The following is a 26,901-nucleotide window of genomic DNA, read 5'->3' as shown; positions in this document are numbered from 1 at the left end:
TATGGCAGAGAACATGCGGGGCAGAGAACAAACGGGACAGAGAATAGGAGGGGGGAGCAAGCTTAAGCCTGCTCGGCGGCACTTCGGTTAAAGACCTGGCTCGTATCAATCACATAATTGGTATCGAAGGCCTGTTCGAAATCATAGACGTCGACAAAATCTTCCAGCCGATCATTATCGGTTTTGCGCATTCTGCCATGCTCGATCATCTCAAAGACCATCTTCCCGAAATCTTTGGTTGCATGAACTCCCCACTGTTTAAATACAGTCAGCGTCATCAGGCCAAACTGTTTTACGGCAAGCTCTCTTACGCCTTGCAGAAGTTCCTGGCCGGAAACGTGCGATTCTTCCTGCTCATCCTCATTGGTGACCGAACGCGCATAAATTTCCTGGGCCTGCTGTAACGCTTCAAAAACAAACTCGTATGCATTAGGGTGATATTGCAATTTTGGTTGGGAAATATTTGTGGCAGATGTCATTGTTTCACCCATACCCTTTAGAAAGCTTTATAACTACGGTCGCGAAAGTAGTCTCTTATCCTAGTGTTTCGATCTGAGTGACTTTGGTCAAGACTATCTTATAAGATAACACTTCAGATAGTGAAAAATTATCAATGGAAGCTTGACGAAAATCAATCCTGTTCGGCCTTTTTTTACTGTTCAAAATCGTGTGAACAGGAGTGTGAGTCGAATCTGCTCATTGATTCGTAGGAGTTTCTCCTTTTTTCTTTTTGATGACTTCCAGAATCTCTTTTCTGTGGACAATTGTTTTTCGTGAGTCTGGATAGACCACCTGCACACATTCGGAAAGGATTTCCTGATTCGTCACTTTACCTTCACCCTGTTTGGTGATCACGGTAGAGCCAATCGGAGGCAGTTCTTTCTTATAGTCTTTATAGGTATCATATTCGTATCGCAAACAGCATTTGAGCCGCCCACAGCGTCCTGAAAGTTTATTCGGATCCAGCGATGTTTTTTGCAGCTTGGCCATTTTCATGGAAACCGGAGGCATTTCTGTCAGATGGGTTCCACAGCAAACCGGTTTACCGCAATCGCCATAGTCAGCCAGCAGCTTGGCCTCATCGCGAACACCAATTTGGCGCATTTCAATCCGCGAGCGATACTTGCGGGCCAGCGCTTTCACTAGTTCGCGAAAGTCGACACGTTTTTCAGCGAGGTAATAAAAGATGACCCGTTCGCCGCCAAAAAGATGCTCCACATCAACTAACTGCATTTGCAGCTTATGCTCATTGACCAGTTCCTGGCATCCCTGGAATTGGTTTCGCTCTTCGTGACGGTTCTTATCACGTGTGCGATAATCATCATCTGTGACCGAGCGGATGATGCGCCCTGCCGGCTCGGATGTTTTCATGAAAGAGCGGACTCGCTCCGTAGCCGGCGAGAGGATTTCTCCCCACTCTTGGCCGCGATCACTTTTGATAAGCACCGACGCGTTGCGGGGGAGCTCAGGCTGACCTTTGAATGTAAATTCGCCAATCAGACGGGTAGAACCATAGCGGACAATATAAGCTGATACTTCGGTATTCATTTATGACAATTTCATTGAATTGAGATTGAGCAAGGCGGCCAGAATTGAATAGCAAACATCGTGAAAAATATTTAGGGCCTCCTGGAATCTGTTTAGTATACCGAATCTTGAGTAGGCAATCTTCACTTATTCTCGGGAAAATGAATATTTTAAAAACTGCGGCTACCGCTTCCCATCGCCCATGGTCTGCCCTTATTTCATCTGTATACCCCTCAGGTCTTCGCCTAAACTTTCAATACACAGCGCGATCGTAGTGTTTTTCGCGATTTGTTCTTCCGTCAGCAGCATCCGATCCAGCAGGTTTCCAATTTTCTCGATCTGGTCTTCTACTTCTCCGGGAATTCCCGCGACAAATTTTTTGGTTTGCTCTGATTCAAAATCCGAGTGGTATCCCGCGGCAAACTGTAATGCCTGATGATAAAAATCAGCACAAAATTTAATGATCCAGTTCGCTGTCTTTCGTTGTGCCGCCGTATTGCCTCCGACATCATCAATGGCTTGAATGACGGCTTGAGCAAATACTTGTGGTTGGAAAGGATGTTTACTCAGAATGCGAGTGATCTTCACTCGCAGTGCTTCCAGGTTCTCATCCAGAAGCTGGCTGGCTATTTTGAGTGATCCTTCTGCCAGGCGGGCAATCTGATTTGCCTGTTCTACAGAATCGAGTAATTGTTGTTCGATTAATAAATCAGCGACGTCCTCCTGGGACAGACGTCCGAATCGAATTAACTGGCAGCGGGATCGAATCGTCGGCAGGATGGCGTCCAGCTCGCTGGCGATCAAGACCATTAAATAATTGGCCGCGGGTTCTTCCAGGGTTTTGAGTAAGGCGTTGGCGCTTTCCGCATTCATTTTGTCCGCATCATCAATGATGGCAATCCGCCGATTTCCGGTCATCGGTCGTAATGACATTTCATAACACACGCCTTCACGGCCGCGATGGTCATCGCCACCAATAATCAGACTCAAGGGCAATATCGCTTTGTCCGGAGGACACTCGACCGAAATCAGGTCGGGGTGAGTTCCCGCTCCCATCTGTTTACAGGATGCACACTCGCCACAACTTATTAATTGATCTGGTAACGTTTGCTCACAAAACAAACATTGTGCCAGATGCAAGGCGACCCGTTTTTTACCAATCCCGGCCTCTCCGGCAAACAGGAGTGCATGCGGCAAGCGGCCTCGGGAGAGGGCGCGTTGCAACATTTCCAGTATCGATTGATGACCTCGTATTTGATCGGTTGTCATTCTCGGTTCCCATTCTGATCGAACAGATCAGTCTTCCTGTTCAGGCTTATCAGCGACTGCCGGTTCGATCCAGCCTAATACCGTTCCTGCTTCGACTTCGACACCCGGCTGACACTCACACCCGATGATGGTCCCCGTACAGGGAGCCTCGACATCAAAGGTCACTCCCGGCATCAGCAGTTCAACCACACGATCTCCCGAAGCAACTTGTTCTCCGACTCGTGTGAGCCATAAACTCACTGTCAAGCGGCGGTCCGCATTGCCTAACAGGGGGACGACGATTGGGGTGGGCATTCAGGAATCAGTTCCCAGTACAGCCGCCATTTCGCCCGCATTATAACTCGAGCGGACAAACGGACCACTGGCGACCAGTTTAAAGCCCATCGCCCGGACTTGATCTCCGATTTCGTCAAACTCTTCCGGTGGAAGAAAACGCTCGACTGGTAAGTTCTCAGGCGTTGGTTGCAGATATTGTCCAATCGTAATCATATCACAGCCGGCTGCCCGCAGGTCAGCACAGACTTCCAATACTTCTTCTCTTGTTTCACCGAGCCCCAGCATCAATCCACTTTTGGTGACGATGGTCGGATCTGTTTCTTTGACTTGAATCAGTAGATCCAGCGTTCTCTGATACACGGCATTACGACGGACTCGATGGTAGAGCCGGGGAACCGTTTCGGTGTTGTGATTGAACACATCGGGGTGGGCTTCGATGACTCGATGAATGGCACGGCGATCGCCTCGGAAATCGGGAGTCAACACTTCAATGTCTGACCCCGTGCGCTCTCGTACTGCCAGAATACAATTATAAAAATGCTCTGCACCCCCATCGGGTAAATCATCGCGTGTGACCGATGTGATCACGACATGTTTCAGCCCCAAACGGGCGGCTGCTTCAGCAACGCGTTCCGGTTCATCAATCTGAACGGTCTCTGTTTTTCCCTTCGGGATGGAGCAAAAACCACAGGGTCTCGTGCAGACGTTCCCCAGGATCATCAACGTTGCCGTTTTGTGAGACCAACATTCCGTCCGATTCGGGCACTTTGCACTTTCACAAACAGTAACCAGGTTCAAATCGTCGATCACATTGCTGGTGAATGACATGCCTGGTTTCGGGAGTGGCCGTTTAAGCCACTTTGGCAGTCGCTGGCGAGGAGCAGGTTGAGTGTCTGTTAGAATATTAAGTGTGGACATAAACTTTTTTCTTCACTCTATTCAATAAGGGATGTCGTGTGAAAACAGGGGTGTCCCGGTATCCAAACTTCGAAGCAAGATTCCGCACGATACTTTCGCGAACAGAACTCATGCTGGCCTCCCGCGTCAACGTGGCGGACAGCGATGTCAGGCGATGATCATATCGATTGGAGTCAATCAAGCGCTGTAATTTCATATCTGGTGAGACATTTATATAGAACCCATAGTAAGAAATCCAGGATTTGATCGCAGCCCCCAGGCAGGCAAACTGCCCACAACGACCAGAAATTCCTACGGAATCGGGCTGTTGTTGTGCCTGGACGCCTTGTTCGGCCGCCATGGCTATGATCGCCTGTTCCAGTCCGCTCAGGTAGTCATGAATCCCGATCTCAAGCTGTTTCAGCGGTAATATGGGGTACACGGCCAGTTGACCCGGGGCATGAAGGATGGCGCCCCCACCGCGGTTGACCCAACGGACCTCAATCTGACTGGATTTCAAATCCTGGTCAGATTCAAATAACTGGGCGTGGCTGCCTTCACGTCCCACGGTAATCAGCGGAGGGTGTTCACAGACGAAAAGCACGGCTGACTCGTTTTGCGCTCGACGCAGTTCCTGTAGAGCATGTTCCTGTAAAACCAGCAGCGAATCAAAATCAACACAGCCCAGCATGTAGATTTTCATCGTCCGGTCTTGGTGTTGCGCTCGCTCAAAATAGGGGGTCTCAGTTTTCATGGTTCTGTCAGACAGGGGACAAATTTACATTCGAAGCAGGCTTTTCACGGCCTACTATCATTTTCAGCGGTTGCGTTCATGAGTCAATGATTGGGACTCATAAAATGGAATAGCCTGGATTGAATCGTTGGGCAGGGGAATTAGAGACCTGTTTCCCGTTGGGGTAACTGGGTGAAGGCAGGAATTGATTTTACACTGGCTGCTGATAAAACTAACTGCGTAAGGCTATATTTCATATGGGCTTGCGAAAAATTAGCCATATCTGTTTTGAGGAATGACGGAAAATCGTCATAACCGGAAAAATCTATAATTTCGGTTTATTTTAAAAAATCAGCACATCTGGTTCAATTTCGGGAATCCTCACATCCGATAGAGAGAGATGGATAATAATAGTAAACCGTTTTGAAATTTATTTGATCTCACCCTGTCTCACAATTCTCGTCATGTCAATCCAAAAAACAAATCAGTCCCAATCCAGCAGTAAATTCCAATCGGTAAGGAGAAACAAAATGCGACGCGGAAAAAAGATGCTCGCGATATTTTCAACTATGGTAATGAGTGCGAGTATCGCAACCGCCGATGATCGCATGTTTGAATCAAAGTCACCCTTCGATTCAGCTCCCCCATCGAAAACAACGAGCGAATTCTACACGGGGAAAACGAATGTTGGACTCGCGCCTGCAAGTAATACAGGCAGAGTCACCATTTCACAGCCCAGGCAGAAAGCAACTGTCTCCAGACAGAACGCCTCCAGACAGAACGCACCTGTCTCACCTCAGACAGCGCAATTTAAACCAACGGACAAAGCCAAACTCTCACAGGTCCCCAATTACTATCAAGAATTGTTTGGTCAGGAGCGGCCTTTTCGTCGGCTGGACGAAAAAGCACAAACACCAGCGATAAGCCAGTCTCCATTTCAGCAGGTTGGTCATGCTGAATCAGACGACAGCCAGAAAAAAGTTCGCTATGAAGAATTCACTTCAGGGCAGGCAGGTAAAAAAGGGATTGTTCATGCCGAATTTCAGCAGGGCAATCGTCAAACCGCTCAAGGTAAAATTCAGCAGGTTAGTTCTGCTGGAAGAAGCACAGAGCAATTCCGCTTGCCAACGGAGTTCAATCAACCAGCTCCCAAGTCAACAAATGCAGTTGTTCCCCGAATTCCAGATCAAAAGACTGTTGAAAACAAACATCATTTGACTTTCGGGAATACACAACAGGAAAACAAAGCAACCCCGCATACGGGAATCACAATTTCGTCTACACCGCAGAGTCGTCGCAGCAATGAGCCGACATCGAAACCCGTTGGTACTTCTTCCGAAGTCTCCAGCGCAAAGGTTTCTCACAAGTGGATTAAGAAAAGTGAAATTAACGTAGGCCAGGAATGTGAATTTGAACTGGTGATCACGAATGAAGGAAAGCAGTCTGCCAAAGATGTTCTGGTAGAAGCGTTCTTTCCTGTCTCCGTTCGCCTGACAAATTCTGTTCCACGTCCGAGTTCCAGCCGTGATCATCTGGAATGGAAATTTGAGTCGCTGAAAGCCGGCGAAACAAAATCAATTACGATTACCATGATTCCCAGTCAACGTGGTGCGATCTCGGCTTCTGCCAATGTTCGCTATACCAACGTGTTAACCGAATCATTTACTGTAGCAGAACCCCTGCTGCAAGTGGCCATCAAAGGCCCCACCAATGTCATGATCGGCGAACCTGCATCACAGTCTGTGACAATCTCCAATCCGGGAACAGGAACATTACACAACGTTGTTCTTGAAGCAGAAATTCCCAAAGGACTGGAACATGTGACAGCCGAGTATCTGCAGATGCAGGTCGGATCACTCAATCCGGGTGAGACTCGTACGATTCGTCTGGCATTAGCTGCCGTCTTGGGTGGCGAACAGGTTCTGAATGTTATGGCTAAAGCGGAAGGTGGCCTCCAGCAGGCGACTCAAGCTCGCGTGAATGTCATTGCTCCCAAAGTACAGGTTGCCATCGATGGACCGGGACTGCGTTATAAAGGTCGCAGTGCTCAGTATGTCATCACAACGCTGAACGACGGAGCTGCCGCGACAAACAACGTTCGTGTCTTACACAAAATTCCAGCCGGTTTCGAATTTGTCAAAGCCGATCACGGCGGTCAGTTTAATCCGGAAGATTCTACGATCAGCTGGTTCCTCGGACGCATGGAGCCAGGGCAATCTGCGAATGTGAATCTGGATCTGAAGTCCAAAACCATTGGCAACTATGTCCATCATGTTCGGGCCATCTCTGAGCACAATGTGAAATCAGATGCTCAGATTCAAACTCGAATTGAAGGCACTGCTCAACTGGTTCTCGAAATTTCTGATCTGGATGACCCTGTCGAAATCGGTAAAGAAACCGGATACAAAGTCGTTGTTAAGAACGATGGTAGCAAGTCTTCTTCCAATGTTTCCGTATCCTGTGAACTGCCTCCAGGGGTGGAATTGATCTCTGCAACCGGGCCGACTCAGCACATCGCTGAAAATGGTGTTGTCGTCTTCAAGTCGTTAGGAGATCTGGCACCGGGAGATTCGGTTCAATACCAGGTCGTCGTGCGGGGTACGCTCGAAGGAAATCATCGCTTCCGAGCACGTCTCGCCAGCGACTCGATCCGCGATCCACTGCTGTTTGAAGAATTGACTCGATTCTATCGAGACTAAACGAATCACGCAGTAACGAAAAAATCAAGACCAGGTCAGAACATTCTGACCTGGTTTTGTTTCGTTGAAGCAGAGCCTGTTGGGGACAATGAACCTTGTTTTCGATCCGTGAGCAAATCGATCACGTTCATCGAATCAAAGTCGATTGCGAGACTGCTATTCAGCTGATAACACTCGGGAAGCTGTTACACAAAAACACTTATTGCTTTCTCTGCCAGATCACGAGCTGATGATGTGGTTTTCCCTGTTTGCCATTGGAAACCTTGATTACCAGATTATTCCGCGTCTGATTCTCGCTTAATACCTGACGTAGTTCACTCAGGTTGTGCACCGGGGTCCCGGCCACTTCTTCGATGACATCGTACAAACCAACAACGCCGTGGAGTGAACTCTGCTGGTCTACATTCATCACGAGCAATCCTGACTGGGATTTCTCAAATCCCAATTGGTCAGCGAGTTCTGTGTTCATGGCATACAGTTGTAATCCCGAAAGGGCATCCTGATCTTGTGAATGCTTGACTCGCTGGAAGCTCATTGGCTCAGCGGGAGTTCTAAAGCGGCGAGAAGACTGTTGAGATTCTTTTTGCTTTTTTTCCAGTTCATCAAGAATTTCTCTGTTCGCCAGCTCCACCATCACATTCACTTTGCGACCACTACGAAGTAAAACCACGCTGACTCTGTTGTCGATGGGAGTCAGGCTGACCAGATTGATTAAGTGATTCTGGTCCAGAACGTCAATTCCGCCGAAACTCAGGATGACATCATCATATTTCAAATTCGAACGGGAAGCCGGGGTATTGGAAATCACTTTGACAACCCGAGCACCTCGGACACGGTCCAGCTTTAAACGTCCCGCGGTTGCAACACTGAATTCGGGATCGAGTTGGACGCCCAGGTAAGCCCGGTATACCTGCCCGTACTTGACGAGCTGATTGAATACGTGTCGCACCAGTTTGCTGGGAATACTGAAGCCGATCCCATCATTGCCACCACTATTCGAGGCAATGGCCGTATTGATCCCGATGATTTTTCCTTCCAGATCAATCAGCGGTCCACCACTGTTACCAGGATTGATCGCGGCGTCTGTTTGCAAAAAGTTTTGATTGAGAACTTCAGAACCACTTCCTAATTGAAGCGATCGACGCCCTTTGGCACTGATAATTCCCAGGGTAACCGATTCGCTTAAGCCAAAGGGACTTCCCATCGCCAAAACCATGTGGCCAATGTCAAGTTTGTCACTGTCACCCCAATCTGCGGGGGCCAGGTCTGTCACGTTAATTTTTAAAATCGCTAAATCGGTGTCTTTATCTTCCCACTTGCGCTGCGGATGAATCATGCGACCATCATGCAGTTGAATCGAAATCGACTGCCCATTGGAATCGCGAACAACGTGGCGGTTTGTGACAATATACAAGCCAGGAGCACCTTCGCCACGCACAATCACGCCGGAACCGGTTTCTTCTACGGCGCCACGTGGAGTCTGTCTCTCACATTGAATATGCACCACGCTGGGAGTGGCTAGTTTTGCAATTTTGGCCAGATGCTTACTGCCCTCGTGCAATGTGGAGTGCGAAAACATCGCAGAGTGAGGTTGCCGTGAGTTTCCCTGCGAAGGAACTTTTGCTTCCAGTTGCTTTGGAATCAAGGGAGACTCAAAGCAGGTATTCCATAGAAAAGCAGAGGCAACAAGTGCAAGCACCAGCAAAAGTGAGTATCGGTTTTTCATATTGCAAATCTCTCAGCGTGACTCAGGACCCTTTTGCATTCCAGCTATTTCTAGCTACGGCAAAAAAAGGCAATCCTTCGCCAACTGCCGGACGATTTGATTCCATGAAACCAATCAAAGTCTGATTTCATGTAATACGCAGGGACACCAGACTGATTGCAGTGAATCTCTCCCGAGATTAAATCAGGCATGAGGGAAAGTCGTTTGTGGAGAGATGAATAAACGCAATCAAGTCGCAGTGACCCTCTGTTGTTTATTATCGGAGGGAGAGCTTATTTATCGAGGTCTAAATCGTTGATTCTGACTTCTTGGTCGTTAAGACGTCCTTCGTACTCGTAGGCGTTTTCCCAATCGCTAGTAAGATCATGACTGGTTAAGCCCATTGATTCGCGTTTTTGCGCACAATCGACACAAAACATCGTGTAAGGAACCGCCTTAAGCCGCGCAATCGGAATGCTTTTGTTGCAGGTCTCACAATGACCATAGCGGCCCTCCTGAATCAGCGAGATCGCACGACGAATCTGCATGAGTTCTTTCGATTCCATTTCTGCCAGATGCGATTCCAGTCCTTGCCGCGTTTCACGCAGGGCAGCATCACCAATATCTTCCACGGTAGAGCGGCTTGCAGAAGATCCTTCTGAACTGTCGCTCACCATCTTCTTAAGCTCATCTCGCCTGTTTAACAGTTGCTTATGCAACCGGACTATTGCGTCTTTTCGGACCATGTTTCTTCTCCTCATAAAAATCATGTTCGGCAAGCAAATTCAAAAGTGGATTCTCCCAAAACATAGCTTTTAAATGAGCTTAAGATATCAGAAACATTGACAGTTATTAAATCAAATGCCTCCTTAGCTATTATTCAATACGCGAATTAAATGTCGAGAGTTGGAAACTTTTAAAATGTAAAAATTATGCACAAGTATTTATTGATCAATAACTTATGGTAGTTATTGATTTCACGGTTTTCTTCATTTTCCGCGAAACGCCACTCACGGAATTCAACTTTTTCTGCTGCAAGCTGCGGTGTTGTTTGTTCAGTATGGGGCGGCGTTCTTGTCGGTTTCCTGATATTGACCCATCTGTCTGATTCCGATGTAATACGCGTCCCTTGTGTTTCCGCACTTTTTTATGGGTTGATTGATCAGCCACAGACAGCGATTGAGAAACGTGTTTACTACTTTCGACCGTTATTTGTTAAAACGATATTTCCATGTTTTCATCATTGGATTCATCGCAACCTACGGCCTTTACGTCGTTTTCGATGGTTTTACGAATATTGATGGCTTTCAGGCAGAGATCAAAGAAGATTCTTCAACCAGCCTGCTGATGGTTATGCTGGAATACTATACATTTCGGTCCAGTCTCTTTTTTGATATGGTCAGCCCGATTCTGACAGTACTCTCTGGCATCGTCGTATTTTCGTTGCTGGTCCGTCATGGCGAACTCAACCCGGTTCTTTCAGCCGGAATTCCAACGTACCGACTCGCCATTCCACTGGCTTTGGCAACCATTGTTGTCAATTGCTTGATTGTCGCAAATCAGGAACTCTTAATTCCCAAGATTGCGGACAAGTTGCAGGCGGAACGCGGCGATCTTGGAAGTAGTGCGCAATTCGTCGAACCGGTCTATGACTTCAGTACCAGAATTATGATTAATGGTGAGCAACTCTATCTAACAGAAAAGCAAATGATCAAAGCAGAGTTTGTTTTGTCAAAGCCCACAGTGCATGACTTTGTGACCGTCAAATCAGATGAGGCATTTTACCAGACTGAAACTCTGGATAGACCGGGAGGTTGGCTACTTAAAGAAGCCAACCCGAATTACGAAGAACTGGAAATTGCAGAGTTTGCCAAAGAAATGATCCTTCCAGGAACGAATCCGAATGATATTTTTATCGTTACAGATGTTGGCTGCGATCAACTCTGTAATCGAAATACCAGCTCTTTGATTTCCACACCCGACTTGATTGCCCGTATCAATAATCCCTCTTTCAGTGATCTTTCAATTCGCAAACAGACGCTGGATCTGCATTCTCGCTTAACGCGTCCCTTAATGAATTTGATCGCCGTGATGATGTCGATACCATTTGTGCTGCGGAAAGAGAGCCGAAGTCAGATTTTGAATATCGCCGTCTGTGCCTGTGTCATGGGGAGCCTGTTTGCCATTTCTCAGTGCTTTTTTTATCTGGGAACTACCAGAATGATTAGCCCCGATCAGGCCGCCTGGTTTCCGGTCATCACATGTGGCGCATTGGCCGCCTGGTTTTCCAATCGTGTCTGGACCTGACAAGTTCGGCTCGCTACCGACTCACCCACTTTGTCCCAGGTCCATCAACTGGCCGAATCGATCCAGCACGCGATTTTTTAAAGGGGCAAACCGCGGTTGATCGAATACCCCTGTTTCTACCAGACGCAGCGCGACAGCCCGTGTTTCCTGTAGAATCGCTTCGTCACGCCTCAAATCGGCCACGCGCAGCGGGAGGTCTCCGTGCTGCCTCGTTCCGAAGATATCTCCCGGGCCTCGTGCCTGAAAATCTGCTTCGGCAATTTCGAACCCATCGGTCGTCTGCTCCATTACCGAAAGCCGTTTTAAAGCATCTTCATTTTCGGTATAGGAAAAGAGAAAACAATGCCCGCGATGGACACCACGCCCCACGCGACCGCGGAGCTGATGCAGCTGTGATAACCCAAACCGGTCAGCTTGCAGGATGACCATTAAAGTTGCATTTGAAACATCAACGCCGACTTCGACAACGGTTGTGGAAACCAACACCTGAACGGTGCCGCGATGAAACTCGTTCATGATCTGAGCACGTTCCTCACGATCCATCTGCCCGTGTACCAGACCAATCGAAGCAGAAGCCAGTTCGCTTTTCTGCAGCTTGCGATACACTTCTTCTGCGCTGGAACGGCTGTTCTGCTCAATCTCCGAATCGATTCTTGGGCAAACAATGAAAGCCTGCCGACCCGCAGCAATTTGAGCTCGTAAAAACTCCCATGCCTTCTTTCTCTGTGGCGTTGTACTCACTCGGCTGGTCACGACTGGCTGTCGTCCTGGAGGGAGCTCCGAGTTCACAGAAATATCCAGCTCTCCAAACTGAGTCAGGCACAGACTGCGAGGAATCGGCGTGGCCGTCATCACCAGCATATGCGGCGTATTCTCATCGCTCGTAAAATGCGCTCTCTGCATTACGCCAAACTTGTGCTGTTCGTCAATAATCACCAGTCCCAAATCATGATACCGCACGTCCTTCTGAACGACTGCCTGCGTACCGATAATCAGTTGCTGCTGCCCACTCGCAATCTGCTCCCGTGTGGTTTTTCTCTCAGCAGCAGAGAGGCTGCCGGTCAGAAGGCACCGCTCAACCCGGCTATGTTGTAAGATTTTATTAATCGTCTCCCAATGCTGCACCGCCAGCAATTCTGTGGGCGCCATCAACACGGCCTGATAACCGCTGGCAATCGTAGCCAGCATCGCGTAAATCGCGATTGCCGTTTTACCGGCACCGACATCCGCTTGTAGCATGCGATGCATAGCGCGCCCCGAAGCCAGATCGGCATTGATCTCTTTGACGACTTGATTTTGCCCTTCGGTAAATTCATAAGGAAACAGCCGCCGAATGCGGGCATCGACCTTCGCGGTAACTTTAAGCAGCGGCGCATTATCCACACACGTCCACAGTCGCCGTCGCATCGCCAGTCCCAGTTGAAATTCCAGCAGATCGTCAAAAATTACGCGATGCACGCCAGCATGATATTCTTCCATCGTCTGCGGCTTATGCATCTGAATCACCGCTTGGGACAAGGGGATTAAGGAGTGTTCCTCGCGAAACGCTTCCGGCAGGTAATCCGGTATCAGATGCGCATAATCATCAACGGCAGCCCGTACCAGCCGCCGCATCTGATACATTTTGATGCCTTCGGTCAAACTGTACTTCGGCAGAATCAGGCCTTGCGGATCGTCCAGGTCTTCTTCCAATGCCTGATATTGAGGGTGCGACATTTCCCATTTGCCCGAGCGGCGTTTTGCCTTCCCCGAAAACATCAGGAACTGGCCTTGAAAGAAACGCTTGATAACCCAAGGCTGGTTGAACCAGGTTCCTTTGAGAAAACCAGTACCACAATCCAGCATGATTGCGGTAATTGTGCGGCCGCGAGAAATCGTGCGGGCGTCCAGATCAACTACTTTTCCACAGACGGAAGCGGGTTGGTCATCTTCCAGTTCGTTAACCGGGCGGACATCAGTCAGGTCGAGTACGCTGCGCGGCAGATGCCACAAAACATCCTCAACGGTCTGGATCCCAATTTTAGCCAGAACCTCTGCGCGGTCCGATCCTACTCCATTAAGTAATTGAACAGGGGTTTCCAAAGGGGATTCGGTCATCGCGTTCCAGAACCCTGGGTTTATAAATCAGACTGGCTTTGCAGCTTTAAAGCATATTCGACAGCCAGCTCATCACAGCGCTCGTTTTCGGGATGGCCGCTATGACCTTTGATTGTGGTAAACGCTACTTCGTGCTGTTCCAGCAGCGAATCCAGACGCCGCCACAATTCTTCATTTTTGACGGGCTTCCAGCTTTTGCCTTCTCGCCGACGCCAGTCATTTTTCTTCCAGTTCGGCATCCACTCCAGGGAGCCTTTCGCCACGTAAACACTGTCTGTAATGATTTCGACGCGCGAGTATTTCTTTAAAAGTTCCAGGCCGGAAATGACTGCCTGCAGCTCCATTTGATTATTCGTCGTGAGAACTTCGCCGCCTGAAAACTCTTTTTCCGTTCCCGTCGAGGGATGTCGTAGTATGACGCCCCAGCCTCCAGGCCCCGGATTTCCTCGACAGGCGCCATCGGTAAAGATTTGCACAAACGGAAGAGATTCCGGTTTCTCTGATGGATCGGGCATAATTCTTCAGGCGCAAGTCTGATTGGAAAATAGTACGAATCAAATATGAATTCAGATCGAACTGCAAACGCAGGGAACAGCACTCAATGGGTGATTCATCCTGCTGCTGGTTCGGAAAATCTGACGGGGAGAAAAAACGGTCTATCGTTCTCGATAGACGATTCGTCCTCGGTTCAGGTCATAGGGTGATACTTCAACCACGACTTTGTCACCAGGAACAATACGAATGAAGTGCTTTCGCATTTTGCCTGCAACGTGAGCCATGACCTGATGCCCGTTTTCCAGTTCTACTCGAAATTGAGTATTAGCCAGTGCTTCTGTCACTGTACCTTCGACTTCAATGGCCTCTTCTTTGGCCATAACAATGGTATCCTATCCAATAAAGTTCAAAAAATGGGAATAAGCGAAACAACTCGCATAAACCTAACTCCTGACTGTTCCTGACCAAATTGGGGTCTGCAGTGGGAGAGAGTTTGTATCGCTTATTGTGACAGGGGACCGTCGAATATGCCAGTCTGAACAGACTCCCAACCGCCATTCCTTCTAATTCCCTGGGAAAATTCCGGTTTCGTATCTACAAATTTAGAAATTTAGGACAACTTTTCCCGTTTTTACGGATCTCCTTATCAAAACGTGAGGTAAATTTATGCAATCGGAGTCAGAGTGCGTTCTCTCACAGAACTGACGCCCAAGAACCACTTATTTGATGTCGACAGGTAATTTCAGACTGCCATTTGTCCTAAGGGTTGTAGACATGCAATTTCTCAAACGATTGCTAATAGAAGAAGATGGTCCCACCGCGGTGGAATATGCTGTGATGCTGGCAGCCATTGTTATGGTTTGTATCGCCGCCATCGCTGCAGTCGGAACACGCACGAACGCATTATTCGAAAACGCCACGACCGAATTACAAAATCACGGCTAAGCTTCTTTTTTGTACGCGCTCCTATTCTTTCTCGCGCAACGCGCATCACTTCCCGATATTCAATCCACTCTCTGTGGAATTGCACTTCTCTACTGATTGACTAAACTTTGAGAGCGCATCCCATTTAACCATAAAGTCATCCGTGCTATTATACTCGGTCCGAATGACCCTGGATGCGTTTCAATCAACCTGGACACAGGCAGTCAATACAGATCAAAATACACTTTTCTTCAGTCTCACGGAACGGCTATGCCTGACTGCTATATCGCTTTGGGAGGAAACCAGGGGAATGTCCGGGAAACATTTTCCCAGGCACTGGATCGACTGAACCAGCATCCTGAGATTTCGCTGATCAATACCAGCCAATGGGTAGAAACCGCACCGGTAGGCAGCCAAACCGATGCCACGTTCCTTAACGGGGCCGCCCATCTTTCAACCAGTCTCTTGCCTGAAGCACTGCTGGCAGAATTGCAATCCGTCGAAACAGAAATGGGCCGCGTTCGCGAAGTTCGCTGGAGTGCCCGTACACTCGATCTGGATTTGCTGCTGTACGATCAACTCGTTTTTGAATCGGCCGGTTTACTCATTCCGCATCCTGCGTTCTGGTACCGTCGCTTTGTGCTCGATCCATTAACCGAAATCGCCCCCGACGTTTTGCATCCGCTGAAACACATCACCATCAAACAACTTAGGCAGCGACTGCTGAAACAACCCTTTATATTCTCTATCGCTGGATTACCACCGGACGAGACAGCAGCCCTGATTGAAGAGTTAAAGCCTCAGTATCCCGATGTTGTATTTACCTGTTGGGAATTAACCGAAAATATGTCCCAGGCAGAAGAACCCACATTAATTGCCTGGCTGGGCACTCCTCAATCGGCACCAAATTGGGATTCACTCCCTGTTTTGCCGCGTCTGGCTCTTTCGAAAGAGCAAAACATTACTGGACAAATCATTCATGTCTTGCAATCTGCGCTAGATTTCCAGTAAAAAACATCTATACTATAATATTAAGATTCGCCGATGTTTAATATGAGGGCTGATCAGATTCACACAGACGGGTTGATTCTGTCAGTCTTGCCCACCATGCTCCTCCCACCTTTTTGAATTTGGAGACCTGACACGATGTTGAATATCCTGGGTTCTCAAAAAAGTAAATTCTGTGATCAGATTACACGCAGAAACTTTCTTTCAATCGGTGGCCTCGCGTTAGGTGGCATGTCGCTCCCGCAAATCCTGCAGGCAGAAGCAGCAACGCCACAGCGGAAGAACCACAAAGGCGTCATCATGATCTTCCTGCCGGGAGGTCCGTCCCATCAGGATATGTGGGATATCAAAGTCGATGCTCCCAGCGAAATTCGTGGTGAATTCAACGCGATCCAAACCAACGTTTCCGGCATTGAAATCGGCGATCAATTCCCACGCATGGCACAAATGGCCGACAAGTTTGCCTTCATTCGTTCCATGGTCGGTTCAGATGGAAGACACGACGCCTTTCAATGTCTCACTGGTCAGCGATTCAATAACCAGCCACTCGGCGGCTGGCCTTGTTTGGGATCAGTCCTCTCCAAAAAATATGGCGCCGTCGATCCTTCGGTGCCTCCGTTCCTCGGTCTCTCTCCGAAAATGGGCCATATGGAATGGGCTCGCGCCGGTGAGCCTGGCTTTCTCGGTTTAGCACACGCTCCCTTCCGACCTAACGGCGAAGGCATGGCGAACATGACGCTCAACGGCATTACTCTCGATCGACTCGATAACCGAAAGCAGGTTCTCAACTCGCTCGATCAGTTCCGCAGCAAAGTCGATTCGTCTGGCATGATGCAAGGCCTCGATTCGTTCACACAGCAGGCGTTTGGAATTCTCACCTCCAGCAAACTCGCCGATGCCCTTGATCTTTCCAAAGAAGATCAGCAGCTCCGTGACCGTTACGGCCGAGGGACCAAACAGCTTCGCGCCGACGGTGGACCAAAACTACTCGATGATTTCCTCACAGCCCGCCGTCTGATTGAAGCCGGTGCCCGCTGTGTGACGCTCGCCTTCAGTCGCTGGGACTGGCACAGCGGAAACTTCAATCGCGGCCGCGAAGACATGCCGATGCTCGATCAAGGGGTCACCGCCCTCGTAGAAGACCTCGAACATCGTGGCATGCTCGACGACGTTACTGTCGTCGTCTGGGGTGAATTCGGTCGAACTCCCAAAATCAATGCCAATGGAGGCCGCGATCACTGGCCCCGTGTTTCCACAGCCTTGCTCGCAGGGGGCGGCATGAAAACCGGTCAGGTCATCGGCTCCACCAACCGTCTCGGCGAATATGCAGAAACCCGTCCCGTGCATTTCCAGGAAGTCTTTGCAACCCTGTATCACAATCTGGGAATCAACGTCGAAAACAGCACCGTCACGGATCTCCAGGGACGACCCCGCTACTTGGTCGACACCAACCAGTACAAAGTCATGCCTGAACTCGTTTAAGCAATCCGTGCGAAAATGAAATCCACTTGACAATCTCATGACAATTCAAAGACACCTCAACGCCCTGGAAACAGGGCGTTTTTTACACCTTGACCTCACGCCGCCCTCCGCCATCATACAAGGCCTGCGTCGCGCGCGTGAGGGAAATACTGATGAATTCAGCACCTGTCAGATGCAGCACTATAAAAGCCGCTATGCATACGCGAACCAATAGTAAAAACGCCGTCATTACTTCAATATGATCAGTTTCAAGAGTGTCGCAACGAACCATAAAATGACACACTTGGAGACGATTTAAACAAACGCAGAACCATGTTCAACAAGAATGCGCCTTGCACCAACCACGCCCTCCAGCATAATTCCAAATCATAAGTTACCAGCAGTCACAACACCCAAATACAAGAATAAGCCCGTTTCCCTGTCCGCAATCAAACAGTAATTAACAACGTCCGTGTGCCACTGATCGGCTTGCCCGACAGTGCTTGAACCAGGCTCCAAATCTCTGTCATCTGACATCAGATTCAACAACAATCCGAGACGACGCATCGTTTTTCTCAACCTCATCAGCCACAACCGGCTGGCACTGTTGGCTTGCCAACAGTGAATGAGAAAAAGCATCCGTTACATCAAAATGGGTAGCCTCGAATGCAATTCAGAAATAAAAAGAATCCTCAGGTACAGTAACTTAAAAATGATTTCGTGAACTTTCGTGTTTTTCGTGGTAGTAAAAAAACGAAGCAGCACGTTCCATTCTACCCGATCTCAACCAACGCTCACACCTGAATTTCCGACAGTTCCTGCCAGAGCAGGGGACAGGTCAGTGTTCCCTGGCGAAATGAGTCCAGTAAATACCGTTCGTTCGATCTGCTGGGTTATCGATGTTCTGTTCCCAACCGAGTAGCAGCGTTTCGACTACAGAAATATCACGCTGTACTTTTCGATGGATATTCTGTCAAATACACTTCAAATCGCAACACTCAGTTAACACGATATGGAATCACTTACGCCAGCTTTGTCGCGTGAAGAGACTCGAAGGATTAAAGATGCCCGACAGAACATCACCAGAGACCATGGAAACCATAATCCGAAAACGCAAGACGGAAAAAGTACTCTGTGATATTGAGTCACACCGGCCTGTTCCCACTGACGTAGCGGAACGGAATCGAGAAATTGTACTCCAGGCGATTAAGACTGCGGGCTGGGCTCCATTTCACTATCCACGGAAAGTCGATGGTTTAGCGGAACCGTGGCGTGCGCATGTCTTATGGCATGAGGAAGCAAAACAGGCGGCGATTTACCTGCGTGATGAGTTAAACGTCACCACAAAAGGGCCCAGGCTGGCAGCCGCTTGTAGTGCGTTAGTGCTCGTGACATGGCTACCGGAGTTCTATGACCTTGAATCGCAGCATGCTTCCAAACTCGACCGAGAAGCACAAATCGCACGTGACGAAGAACACCTGGCTGCTGCTTCAGCCATGGTCCAGAATCTATTACTGATGCTGACCGCCCACGGCATGGGAAACTACTGGTCGAGTGGCGGAAAACTGCGGGGACCCGAGATGTTCAATTATCTGGGCATTTCCAAGCAGGAACGATTACTGGCAGCCGTCTTTGTTGAGTACCCGGAAATGATGGATGATTCCAAAGAGCGCAAAGCAGGGAGCCAGCGAAATAATCGGAGTGATCAGTGGATTCGCGAAGTGACCCTTTGAGAACAACCAAATCATACATATTCACTTTTTTGTTTGATAATCCTCATCCAATTTCCACTCACAAATATTGGGTGGGCCCGAATAAAATTCGGGCCGAGCGCAGCGAGCAGGAATCTGGCAGAGAACCAGAACAAGGAATAGTGCTCGAGATATTTGAGTGATCGTTAAAGATTGGTGTGATATTAAAATTCGTTCAAATACCCTGTCAGTTTCCTGTTGCTTACAGCAATCCCGAATTGCATTCGGGACCACCCGGTACGCTCACTTTTTAATTCCCACACGTTCGTGAATTTCGTGGTATTAAAATCTCACACCTGAATTTCCGCCAGCTTCTGCCAGAGCAGGGCACTGGCCAGGGTTCCCTGTCGAAATGATTCGAGAGAAAAGCGTTCGTTCGGGCTATGTAGATTGTCAGTGTTCTGGCCCCAGCCAAGTAAAAGTGTTTCCACCCCCACGAGTTTCTGGAACGTTTCCACAACGGGAATCGAGCCCCCTTCGCGAATCATCACCGGAGCCGCACCGAAGGCCTGCTCAATCGCCGATCGAGCGGCGCTCATATACGGACTGTTAAAATCAAACACCAGTCCCCGGCAGCCATGGAAATCGATGAACTCCATCGTCAGGCCGGTCGGCAGCTGATCGCGTAAAAACTGTTCCAGTGCTTTCGTCAACGCAGCCGGATCCTGATCAGGCACCAGACGGCAAGTGATCTTCACACGGGCTTCCGCAGGCACAATTGTCTTGGGACCTTCCCCGGTATAACCGGAAATCATGCCGTTCACATCACAGGTGGGCCGTGCCCAGCGTCGTTCCAGTGTGCTGAAGCCTTCTTCACCATCGACGGCATTCACGCCCAGGCTTTCCATAAAAGCGAACTCATCGAAGGGCAGGGCGGCGAACTGGTCGCGTTCTTCCTGTGTGAGTTCGATCACGCCATCATAGAATCCGGGAATCTGCACCCGCCACTGCTCATCGTGTAATGCTGCGATCATACGAGCCAGACCATTGGCCGGGTTTGTGACCGCACCACCAAATACGCCGCTATGCAAATCCTGCTTTGGCCCGCGGACGATCACTTCACACGCCAAAATCCCTCGCAAGCCGTAGGTAATCGCCGGAATGCCCGGTGCATACTGGCTGGTATCACTGATCACCGCGATGTCGCAAGCCACCAGATCTTTGTTCTCTTCCAGAAAGAGATCGAGGTTATCGCTGCCGACTTCTTCTTCGCCTTCAATCACGAAGACCACATTCACCGGCAGTTCCCCGTGTGTTTTCATCCACGCTTCGACCGATTTAATGTGTGTATACATCTGCCCTTTGTCGTCCGTCGCACCGCGGGCATAAATATGTCCGTCGCGAATATCTGGTTCGAAGGGGGGCGTCGTCCACTGGTCCAGCGGATCGGGAGGCTGCACATCATAATGCCCGTAAACCAGTACCGTCGGCTTGCCGGCTGCTTTCTTCCATGACCCATACACAATCGGATGCCCGGCCGTTTCCACCAGTCGGCTTTCAATGCCCGCTGCTTCGAGTTGTTTCAAAACAAACTCGGCACCGCGCCTTGTTTCCGACTTCAAAGTCGAGTCGGCACTCACGCTGGGGATTTTTAATAATTCAACCAGTTCACTGACAAACCGATCTTGATGTTCTTCTAAATAATTGCGAACTTGCTCAACCATTGTTTTCCTGTAACCTTGATCCTGCTAAGTTATGGTATCACTGAAGGTGAGAGAGACTTCGTGAATGATGTCATGATGTCCGAGTATAAGAACCTGTGGACCATTTGAGTATAGTAGTCATCCATGAAAACGGTAGATGTCGCAATAATTGGGGGAGGAATCATCGGCCTGGCCACCGGCTGGCAGATCACACAGCGGTTTCCCCATAAATCGATTTTACTTCTCGAAAAAGAAAAGCAGGTTGCCCAGCATCAGACCGGACACAACTCCGGCGTGCTGCATTCAGGCATCTATTATAAACCCGGTTCCTTAAGGGCCACCAACTGCCGTGAAGGCAAACTTGCCATGGAAGCCTTCTGCGATGCGGAAGAAATTCCCTGGGATCAATGCGGCAAGGTCATCGTCGCCGTCGATGAAAGTGAATTCGCGGCCCTCGACACCATCTTTTCACGCGGCCAGCAAAACGGCGTCACCTGTGAAATGATCGATGAAGCACGGCTCAAAGAACTCGAACCGCACGTCGCCGGCATTCGCGGCATCCATGTACCTGAAACTGGCATTGTTGATTACAAACAGGTCTCCGCTCGACTCGCCGAACGCATTCAGGATAAAGAGAACCAGATTCTCACCGGCACCGAAGTCATCGGAATTCAGCATCACGCCGACTATATAACGATTCAAACAAAGCAAGGCGATTATGCCGCGAAACAGGTCATCAACTGCAGTGGCCTGTTCAGCGACCGCGTCGCCCGTATGGGCGGTTCACATCCTGCCTCCAAAATCGTCCCCTTTCGCGGCGAATACTTTGAACTCAAGCCGGAAGCGGAACATCTCTGCCGCTCGCTGATTTATCCCGTGCCCAATCCTGAGTTCCCGTTTCTCGGCGTCCACTTCACAAAGATGATTCAAGGCGGCGTCGAATGTGGTCCTAACGCCGTCTGGGCTTTTGCCCGCGAAGGTTACACGAAAAGCCAGATCAACATTCGCGATCTGTTTGAATCCGCTACCTATCCCGGCTTCTTGAAGATGGCACTCAAATATTGGAAGACCGGCCTGAAAGAAATGTGGCGCTCCTGCAGCAAACCTGCGTTTGTCAAAGAACTGCAGCGTCTGATTCCCGAAATCAAAGCCGAAGATCTGGAAGTCGCTCCCGCAGGCGTCCGCGCCCAGGCGCTGGGCCCCGATGGCACGCTGATTGATGATTTTCTGATCGATGAATCAGACCGCATGGTCAATGTCCTCAACGCTCCCTCGCCCGCCGCGACGTCATCGCTGCGCATCGGCACGATGGTCACCGACCTGCTGGCACCCCGGTTCGAATAATCAAAGGAAGTTCAACTCCATGCAGGCATTGATCATCACCTACTGGGGTTATGCGACGATTGTTTTCTGGATCGTCATACTCGCCCCCTCGTTAGTCATGATGATCCGCAAACGCATCTCTCGCTGTGTGCCTGATACAGACATTCCCGCGGAATGGCCGTTGATCTCGGTGATCGTCCCCGCCAAAGACGAAGCCGAAACGATTGAAGTTACGCTCAACTCACTGTTGGCCTCTGACTATCCCCGCCTGGAAATCATCGCCGTCAATGATCGCTCTACGGATGAGACCGGCCCAATCATGGAACGCGTCGCCAAAGAAGCCGCAAAAAACGAACAGACTTCGATGCAGGTGGTCCACATCAAAGAATTGCCATCAGACTGGATGGGAAAGTCGCACGCCATGCATCAAGCAGCGCAGCGGGCAAACGGAGAACTCCTGCTATTTACGGATGGCGACATCATCTTTACTCCGCACGCCATCTCCAGCGCTGCCCGCATTTTTCTGCATCAGCAGCTCGATCATCTCTGCTTGTTACCGCAACTCGCACGCGGCGGTTTGATTGAAATGGCGTTCATTACCTTCTTCGGCTTCCTGCTCACCGGAGGCACGTTTCTCTGGTTAGTGCCTACTCGCTGGACCTTCGCCTATATCGGCATCGGGGCGTTTAACCTCGTGCGGACCTCCGTGTATCAGGCGATTGGCGGCTTTGAAACGATCAAGCTGGATGTACTCGACGACATCAAACTCGGCAAGTTGATCAAACACCACCACTATCGGCAGGATTTTTATCTAGGCATCCAAGAGCTCAAAGTCCGCTGGCAGCCCTCGGCCTGGGGCGTAATCACCGGCGTCGAAAAGAATTCGTTCGCTTCGTTCCACTATTCCCTGTTGCGTGTCATCCTGGTTACACTGATCTTCATCCTGTTTTTCCAGGCTCCGTTCATTATCCCCTTCTTGTTTCCAATTTCACAGAGCATCGGCTTCTTGATCACCGTGGTTCTGTTACATCTCTGCTACGCCGCAATCGCGATTCTGTTTTCCTCCGGCCTTCGCGTGACCCCACTCCTGTTCTTCGCTTCACTGGCCTTGGCTTTTGCCATCTGGCGCTCCGCCTGGATCACAATCAAAAACGGCGGCGTCCGCTGGCGCGATACGATCTACCCGCTCGATGTTTTGAAAAAGAATCTGTATTAAAATTGAATTATGAAAAGAAAATGACATCAATATAATGGTGTCGTGTTCCACTATCGACTTGCCCGACAGTGATGACTGAAGCGATTCAAAATTATTTTAAATCGCTGGGACAAAAGTAAGGAAACAGGGATGTATTACCGGTCGTGAGACGGTTAGTGATTTAACCCTGTCAGTTTTCAGTTGCCTGTCCCCCCCCCCCCGATTACATCAGTGGCCGCCAATCATCTTGATCAATTATCTCAAAGAAAATGAGTCGTGTTAAACGGTCCGTTTAGTCTGGGTTCTTCCTGATTTCGAAATCAGAGATTCCCTTTTCATCATCAACCCCTCTCAGCTATTTTAAAGATCCCATGTAGTATTCTCGATCTCTTCACTTTGTGATTTAGTGACCGAATTCAAACTGAAGATCAACATTTGACATCCCCCGCTTCATTTCGTTGACTGACTTGCAATTCGTTTTCGTTGGAAATTTAAGACGCAGTATTCTCCAAATCGTTCAAAGACAAAATACTGAAGAGAATAGAACTTCGTCTGCCAGCTGGCATATGGTAATTCACCCAGGGCGAGATCAATCTTTGTTTCCCCAAAAACCTGAGCGAGATGCTCATAGACACGCCGGAACTCTTGTCGCGCATTCAGGCTTGAGTTTAATGTGAATACTTCAAAACTGGTAAAACGGCTACGAGGTCTGAAGTCGATACTGATTTGAGATTCCAATCCTTCAAAAATTAATTCACTCTCATAAAATATTTTCATGAATTTTTGATCAGATTCGACGATTCTTGGGCTGTACAGAGCCATTAAATCTTCCTTGGTTGATTTCCAAGGGAGAAGAACTCCTGCTCGTTCCAGCAATAAGCCTTGGTCTATACAGGTGGGGATCATTAGGTTCAATACTCGGTCATGGTTTCTAAGGAATTACATCAGGATAATTATAACATGATAGATTGGGGCTCAGGCAACTACTATTTTGTTTTCGCCAATGCGATCGACTTAACCCTGCAACCACCAATTCCCAACTTTGCTATCATCAAAGCAAATTGAATCTGCTATACTCTAATCAGCATAAATATCAGTCTCGCGTGTGCCACTGTCGGCTGGTCCGACAGTGCTGCCAGTGAGAACGTTCCACTCATCGACAGCGCAAAAAATTATGAAACATTTCCTCTGCTTCTGTATTCTGCTGACATTTAGCGTCGCAGAAATTCAGAGTCTACAGGCCCAGCTCACGATTCCGAAAAGAGAGGCTCCCCAGGGGGCTCCGATCAAAACCACGATCTCGGTCACACTGCTCACGGAAACCACCAGCTCGGCCCTGTATGCCCAGCAGTGGGGCCGCGTCTTTCGTGATTTGAATATTCCCATCCGCACCCGGCGGGCCGTGCTGGATGATAAACCCCAGATCAAAGAAGATCTGAGAGGCACACTGCGTGAAGTTCGTTTGACAGGCAGTCTCGACCGCAACGGTGAAATTCATTTTCCCGGCCATCAGTTCTCCCGCAGCGAACTGGCAAAACTCAAGCAGTGGATCAACGAACTCAAAACCTTTGGTGCACAGGGATCGCCGGAAAGCAAACCGCTGTGGGGGCTCTCAGCCGCGCAGTTTAAAACCGTCTTCGCGGTACTCGCGCAGCCCGCGTCTGCTAACGTACAGGGATTGACTCTTAAGGCCGCCATCAGCAAACTCGACTTTCCCGCTTCACTCCCCGTGCGGTTTGATCTCGATGCCCAGAAACGGATCGCAGGCGATGCTGGGAACCTCACCGTCTCAGCCGATCTCGAAAAGCTGGCGAAAGGAACCGTGTTGGCGATTGCCCTGAAACAATATGGCCTCGCCTTTCATCCTCTGCGCACGCCATCTGGCTCATTGGAGCTGGTGATTTCGCCTTGGGAGTCTACCTCGCAACCCTGGCCTATCGGCTGGGACTTGAAAGACTCCCGCCAGAAGACAGCTCCGCGCTATTTCGATTTTATTCCCGTCGAACTATCGAACGTACCGCTGAAAGACGTGCTGATGGCGGCGTCGAAGGCGTCAGGCATCCCTATGATTGCCGATGAATACGAAATCGCAAAGAAACAGGTTGATCTCGACAAAATCAATGTCACCGTTTCCAAAAAACGGACAACCTGGGGCATTCTGATTAAAAACGCCATCGGGCGCGACGGACTCACTCGCAAGCTGGTCATCGATGAACGCGGGCAACCCTTCATCTGGATCACCGTCTTTAAGCCACGCGTCAGCGCGCCAACACGGTAAGCGGGTTCAGGGAACGAGTGGCTCAGCAGGGCCAGCCGCTGGTGCAGGGGGAGGCGGGATAATCTCTACCGAAAACCGGGCATTCTTTCTGATCTGTGTTTTTTGAACGTGCGGCTTCAACTTCACTTGGGGCGGTGCGACACTCATGCCTTGATTCGGATTCACCGTTGGCTTCCCGCTCATCTTCGTACTGGAATTCATTTCCTGTAGCGGTTCCATCACAGGTTGCAGAGAGTCCTCTGTCGCACTGATATTCAACACGCGATTGACGGCAGCCGCTTCTTCTTCCACATTGTAACCCACCAGATCAGGTCGGACGTACTTTAAATCCCGTCCCGGCGTCACCCCGTATTGCCAGTGAAACAGTGAGACCTGTTTGGCCTTGTACGGGAAGTGCCGCTTTTTCTCAAAAAAGATCGCCGGTGCTCGCAGCGTATTATAATCCATCCAGAAACTGGCCAGATTATAACGCTCCCGGTGTTGAAAACACCCCTGCTGACTGAGCATCAGAGCGCAGACCAGCAGCAGCATACTTCGATGCCAGCGGGAGATCGGTTTTCGTTTCATGGAGCAACCTGCTCAGGCAGTAGATGAGAGTCACATGTGGTTTAACCAGAATCGCCGACAATCATTGCGCAGCTTCTCTGACCGGATATAGACTTTCATCGTCGCGATAAAACGGTCGCATTCAATCAATTCCCGACGAATGGAAATTTCGCGCGGGAAATCAAATTTCCATCGTAAAGCAGGCAAGATAGGTTGAGTGGTTAGCGCCACATTTGTGCAAAGATTTTCCCCAGGGCAGGGATCTGGTAGTGGGCATTCAATCCACTCGGGTTGGGCAGGACCCAGATTTCCGACTCGCCAATGGTCTGTTCCTGCAAGCCGACCTGTGCCTGGTTTTCCTGAAACGCACTCCGGTAGGATGTGATTCCCAGAAACACAACCTTTTGTGGACGAAATTTGAGGACCTTTTTCGTCAGGATCTCGGCCCCTTCGTAGAGCTCTGCTTTGGAAAGTTCGTCGGCTCGTTTGGAGGCACGGCTCACAATGTTCGTCAACCCGCCTCCTCGCTTGAGCAGTTTATCATCTTCGAACGGTGAATAGAGTCGCTCGGTAATTTTACCCCGATGCATGGCTGGCCAGAAGCGGTTGCCGGGCCGCGCAAAGTGATGTCCCACCGCCGCCGAATACAAGCCCGGATTCGTGCCGACAAACAGCGCTTTCAATCCTGTTTCAATCAGATCGGGAAGCTGTTTGTGAATGGCCTGTTCCAGATCTTTCGCCGTTGGCTTCCAGATTTCTTCCACGCG

Annotated in this window: 24 protein-coding genes; 9 read left to right on the top strand and 15 right to left on the bottom strand. The window is 49.5% G+C overall.

Annotated elements, in window-relative coordinates; translation table 11 throughout:
• Nucleotides 1-62 precede the first annotated feature (62 nt).
• From AAC022_RS00595 to AAC022_RS00570, 6 genes are all read right to left on the bottom strand, one after another.
• Nucleotides 63-479, bottom strand: coding sequence for a Minf_1886 family protein (locus tag AAC022_RS00595; protein ID WP_339726964.1), 417 nt, complete (start codon nt 477-479; stop codon nt 63-65).
• A gap of 217 nt (nt 480-696) precedes the next feature.
• Complete coding sequence (ricT, locus tag AAC022_RS00590) at nt 697-1,548, bottom strand: regulatory iron-sulfur-containing complex subunit RicT (protein ID WP_339726963.1); 852 nt, start codon at nt 1,546-1,548, stop codon at nt 697-699.
• 192 nt (nt 1,549-1,740) lie between these two features.
• Nucleotides 1,741-2,796, bottom strand: coding sequence for a DNA polymerase III subunit delta' (gene holB, locus AAC022_RS00585; RefSeq protein ID WP_339726962.1), 1,056 nt, complete (start codon nt 2,794-2,796; stop codon nt 1,741-1,743).
• 27 nt (nt 2,797-2,823) lie between these two features.
• A complete protein-coding gene (locus AAC022_RS00580) occupies nt 2,824-3,090 on the bottom strand; it encodes a lipoyl domain-containing protein (RefSeq protein WP_339726961.1) in 267 nt (88 codons plus the stop codon).
• Nucleotides 3,091-3,990, bottom strand: a complete 900-nt coding sequence (gene lipA, locus AAC022_RS00575; RefSeq protein WP_339726959.1) for a lipoyl synthase — start codon at nt 3,988-3,990, stop codon at nt 3,091-3,093.
• The gene (locus tag AAC022_RS00570) at nt 3,977-4,723 is read right to left on the bottom strand and encodes a hypothetical protein (protein WP_339726957.1); all 747 of its coding nucleotides are present in this window, start codon (nt 4,721-4,723) and stop codon (nt 3,977-3,979) included. The genes lipA and AAC022_RS00570 overlap by 14 nt, the downstream gene beginning before the upstream one ends.
• Before the next feature lie 509 nt (nt 4,724-5,232).
• On the opposite strand from AAC022_RS00570, the gene AAC022_RS00565 reads away from it, so the two are divergent.
• Nucleotides 5,233-7,401, top strand: coding sequence for a hypothetical protein (locus AAC022_RS00565; RefSeq protein WP_339726955.1), 2,169 nt, complete (start codon nt 5,233-5,235; stop codon nt 7,399-7,401).
• A 199-nt stretch (nt 7,402-7,600) separates the two neighbouring features.
• On the opposite strand, the gene AAC022_RS00560 is transcribed toward AAC022_RS00565, so the two are convergent.
• Nucleotides 7,601-9,127, bottom strand: a complete 1,527-nt coding sequence (locus AAC022_RS00560; protein ID WP_339726953.1) for a trypsin-like peptidase domain-containing protein — start codon at nt 9,125-9,127, stop codon at nt 7,601-7,603.
• A gap of 272 nt (nt 9,128-9,399) precedes the next feature.
• Entirely contained in the window at nt 9,400-9,852 is a 453-nt protein-coding gene (locus AAC022_RS00555; RefSeq protein WP_339726951.1) for a TraR/DksA family transcriptional regulator, read from the bottom strand.
• Nucleotides 9,853-10,294: 442 nt separating this feature from the next.
• On the opposite strand from AAC022_RS00555, the gene AAC022_RS00550 reads away from it, so the two are divergent.
• The gene (locus AAC022_RS00550) at nt 10,295-11,413 is read left to right on the top strand and encodes an LptF/LptG family permease (RefSeq protein ID WP_339726950.1); all 1,119 of its coding nucleotides are present in this window, start codon (nt 10,295-10,297) and stop codon (nt 11,411-11,413) included.
• A gap of 21 nt (nt 11,414-11,434) precedes the next feature.
• Here the strand turns inward: AAC022_RS00550 and recG are convergent, their stop codons facing one another.
• From recG to infA, 3 genes are all read right to left on the bottom strand, one after another.
• Nucleotides 11,435-13,510 carry an ATP-dependent DNA helicase RecG gene (recG, locus tag AAC022_RS00545; RefSeq protein WP_339726949.1) on the bottom strand — a complete coding sequence of 692 codons (2,076 nt, stop codon included), beginning with the start codon at nt 13,508-13,510 and terminating at the stop codon, nt 11,435-11,437.
• Between the two features lie 20 nt (nt 13,511-13,530).
• Entirely contained in the window at nt 13,531-14,025 is a 495-nt protein-coding gene (gene rnhA, locus AAC022_RS00540; RefSeq protein ID WP_339726948.1) for a ribonuclease HI, read from the bottom strand.
• Nucleotides 14,026-14,166: 141 nt separating this feature from the next.
• Nucleotides 14,167-14,385: a translation initiation factor IF-1 gene (gene infA, locus AAC022_RS00535; protein ID WP_339726946.1), complete on the bottom strand. Its 219-nt coding sequence runs from the start codon at nt 14,383-14,385 to the stop codon at nt 14,167-14,169.
• Nucleotides 14,386-14,779: 394 nt separating this feature from the next.
• On the opposite strand from infA, the gene AAC022_RS00530 reads away from it, so the two are divergent.
• The 4 genes from AAC022_RS00530 to AAC022_RS00515 all read left to right on the top strand — a co-directional run bounded on the left by AAC022_RS00530 (nt 14,780) and on the right by AAC022_RS00515 (nt 19,131).
• On the top strand, nt 14,780-14,950 hold the full coding sequence (locus tag AAC022_RS00530; protein ID WP_339726945.1) for a Flp family type IVb pilin: 171 nt from the start codon (nt 14,780-14,782) through the stop codon (nt 14,948-14,950).
• Between the two features lie 249 nt (nt 14,951-15,199).
• Nucleotides 15,200-15,940, top strand: coding sequence for a 2-amino-4-hydroxy-6-hydroxymethyldihydropteridine diphosphokinase (gene folK / locus AAC022_RS00525; RefSeq protein ID WP_339726944.1), 741 nt, complete (start codon nt 15,200-15,202; stop codon nt 15,938-15,940).
• Between the two features lie 135 nt (nt 15,941-16,075).
• Nucleotides 16,076-17,419, top strand: a complete 1,344-nt coding sequence (locus AAC022_RS00520; RefSeq protein WP_339726943.1) for a DUF1501 domain-containing protein — start codon at nt 16,076-16,078, stop codon at nt 17,417-17,419.
• 1,043 nt (nt 17,420-18,462) lie between these two features.
• A complete protein-coding gene (locus AAC022_RS00515) occupies nt 18,463-19,131 on the top strand; it encodes a nitroreductase family protein (RefSeq protein WP_339726941.1) in 669 nt (222 codons plus the stop codon).
• 308 nt (nt 19,132-19,439) lie between these two features.
• Here AAC022_RS00515 and AAC022_RS00510 read toward each other — a convergent pair whose 3' ends face one another.
• Entirely contained in the window at nt 19,440-20,813 is a 1,374-nt protein-coding gene (locus AAC022_RS00510) for a dipeptidase (protein ID WP_339726940.1), read from the bottom strand.
• 123 nt (nt 20,814-20,936) lie between these two features.
• Between AAC022_RS00510 and lhgO the strand changes: the two genes are divergently transcribed.
• Together lhgO and AAC022_RS00500 are read left to right on the top strand one after the other, a co-directional pair.
• A complete protein-coding gene (gene lhgO / locus AAC022_RS00505; RefSeq protein ID WP_339726938.1) occupies nt 20,937-22,136 on the top strand; it encodes an L-2-hydroxyglutarate oxidase in 1,200 nt (399 codons plus the stop codon).
• A gap of 19 nt (nt 22,137-22,155) precedes the next feature.
• Nucleotides 22,156-23,331, top strand: coding sequence for a glycosyltransferase (locus AAC022_RS00500; protein WP_339726936.1), 1,176 nt, complete (start codon nt 22,156-22,158; stop codon nt 23,329-23,331).
• 429 nt (nt 23,332-23,760) lie between these two features.
• On the opposite strand, the gene AAC022_RS00495 is transcribed toward AAC022_RS00500, so the two are convergent.
• On the bottom strand, nt 23,761-24,216 hold the full coding sequence (locus tag AAC022_RS00495) for a hypothetical protein (RefSeq protein ID WP_339726934.1): 456 nt from the start codon (nt 24,214-24,216) through the stop codon (nt 23,761-23,763).
• Between the two features lie 268 nt (nt 24,217-24,484).
• Here AAC022_RS00495 and AAC022_RS00490 point away from each other — a divergent pair, with 268 nt between their 5' ends.
• Nucleotides 24,485-25,588, top strand: a complete 1,104-nt coding sequence (locus AAC022_RS00490) for a hypothetical protein (protein ID WP_339726932.1) — start codon at nt 24,485-24,487, stop codon at nt 25,586-25,588.
• Nucleotides 25,589-25,594: 6 nt separating this feature from the next.
• Here the strand turns inward: AAC022_RS00490 and AAC022_RS00485 are convergent, their stop codons facing one another.
• Nucleotides 25,595-26,155, bottom strand: coding sequence for a hypothetical protein (locus AAC022_RS00485; RefSeq protein WP_339726930.1), 561 nt, complete (start codon nt 26,153-26,155; stop codon nt 25,595-25,597).
• A gap of 200 nt (nt 26,156-26,355) precedes the next feature.
• Nucleotides 26,356-26,898, bottom strand: coding sequence for a G/U mismatch-specific DNA glycosylase (gene mug, locus AAC022_RS00480; RefSeq protein ID WP_339726928.1), 543 nt, complete (start codon nt 26,896-26,898; stop codon nt 26,356-26,358).
• Nucleotides 26,899-26,901: the final 3 nt, after the last annotated feature.

This window comes from uncultured Gimesia sp., assembly GCF_963976445.1.
Classification (GTDB): domain Bacteria; phylum Planctomycetota; class Planctomycetia; order Planctomycetales; family Planctomycetaceae; genus Gimesia.
The sequence above is the reverse complement of the archived record's forward strand: the minus strand, read 5'-3'. Positions and strand labels throughout refer to the sequence as shown.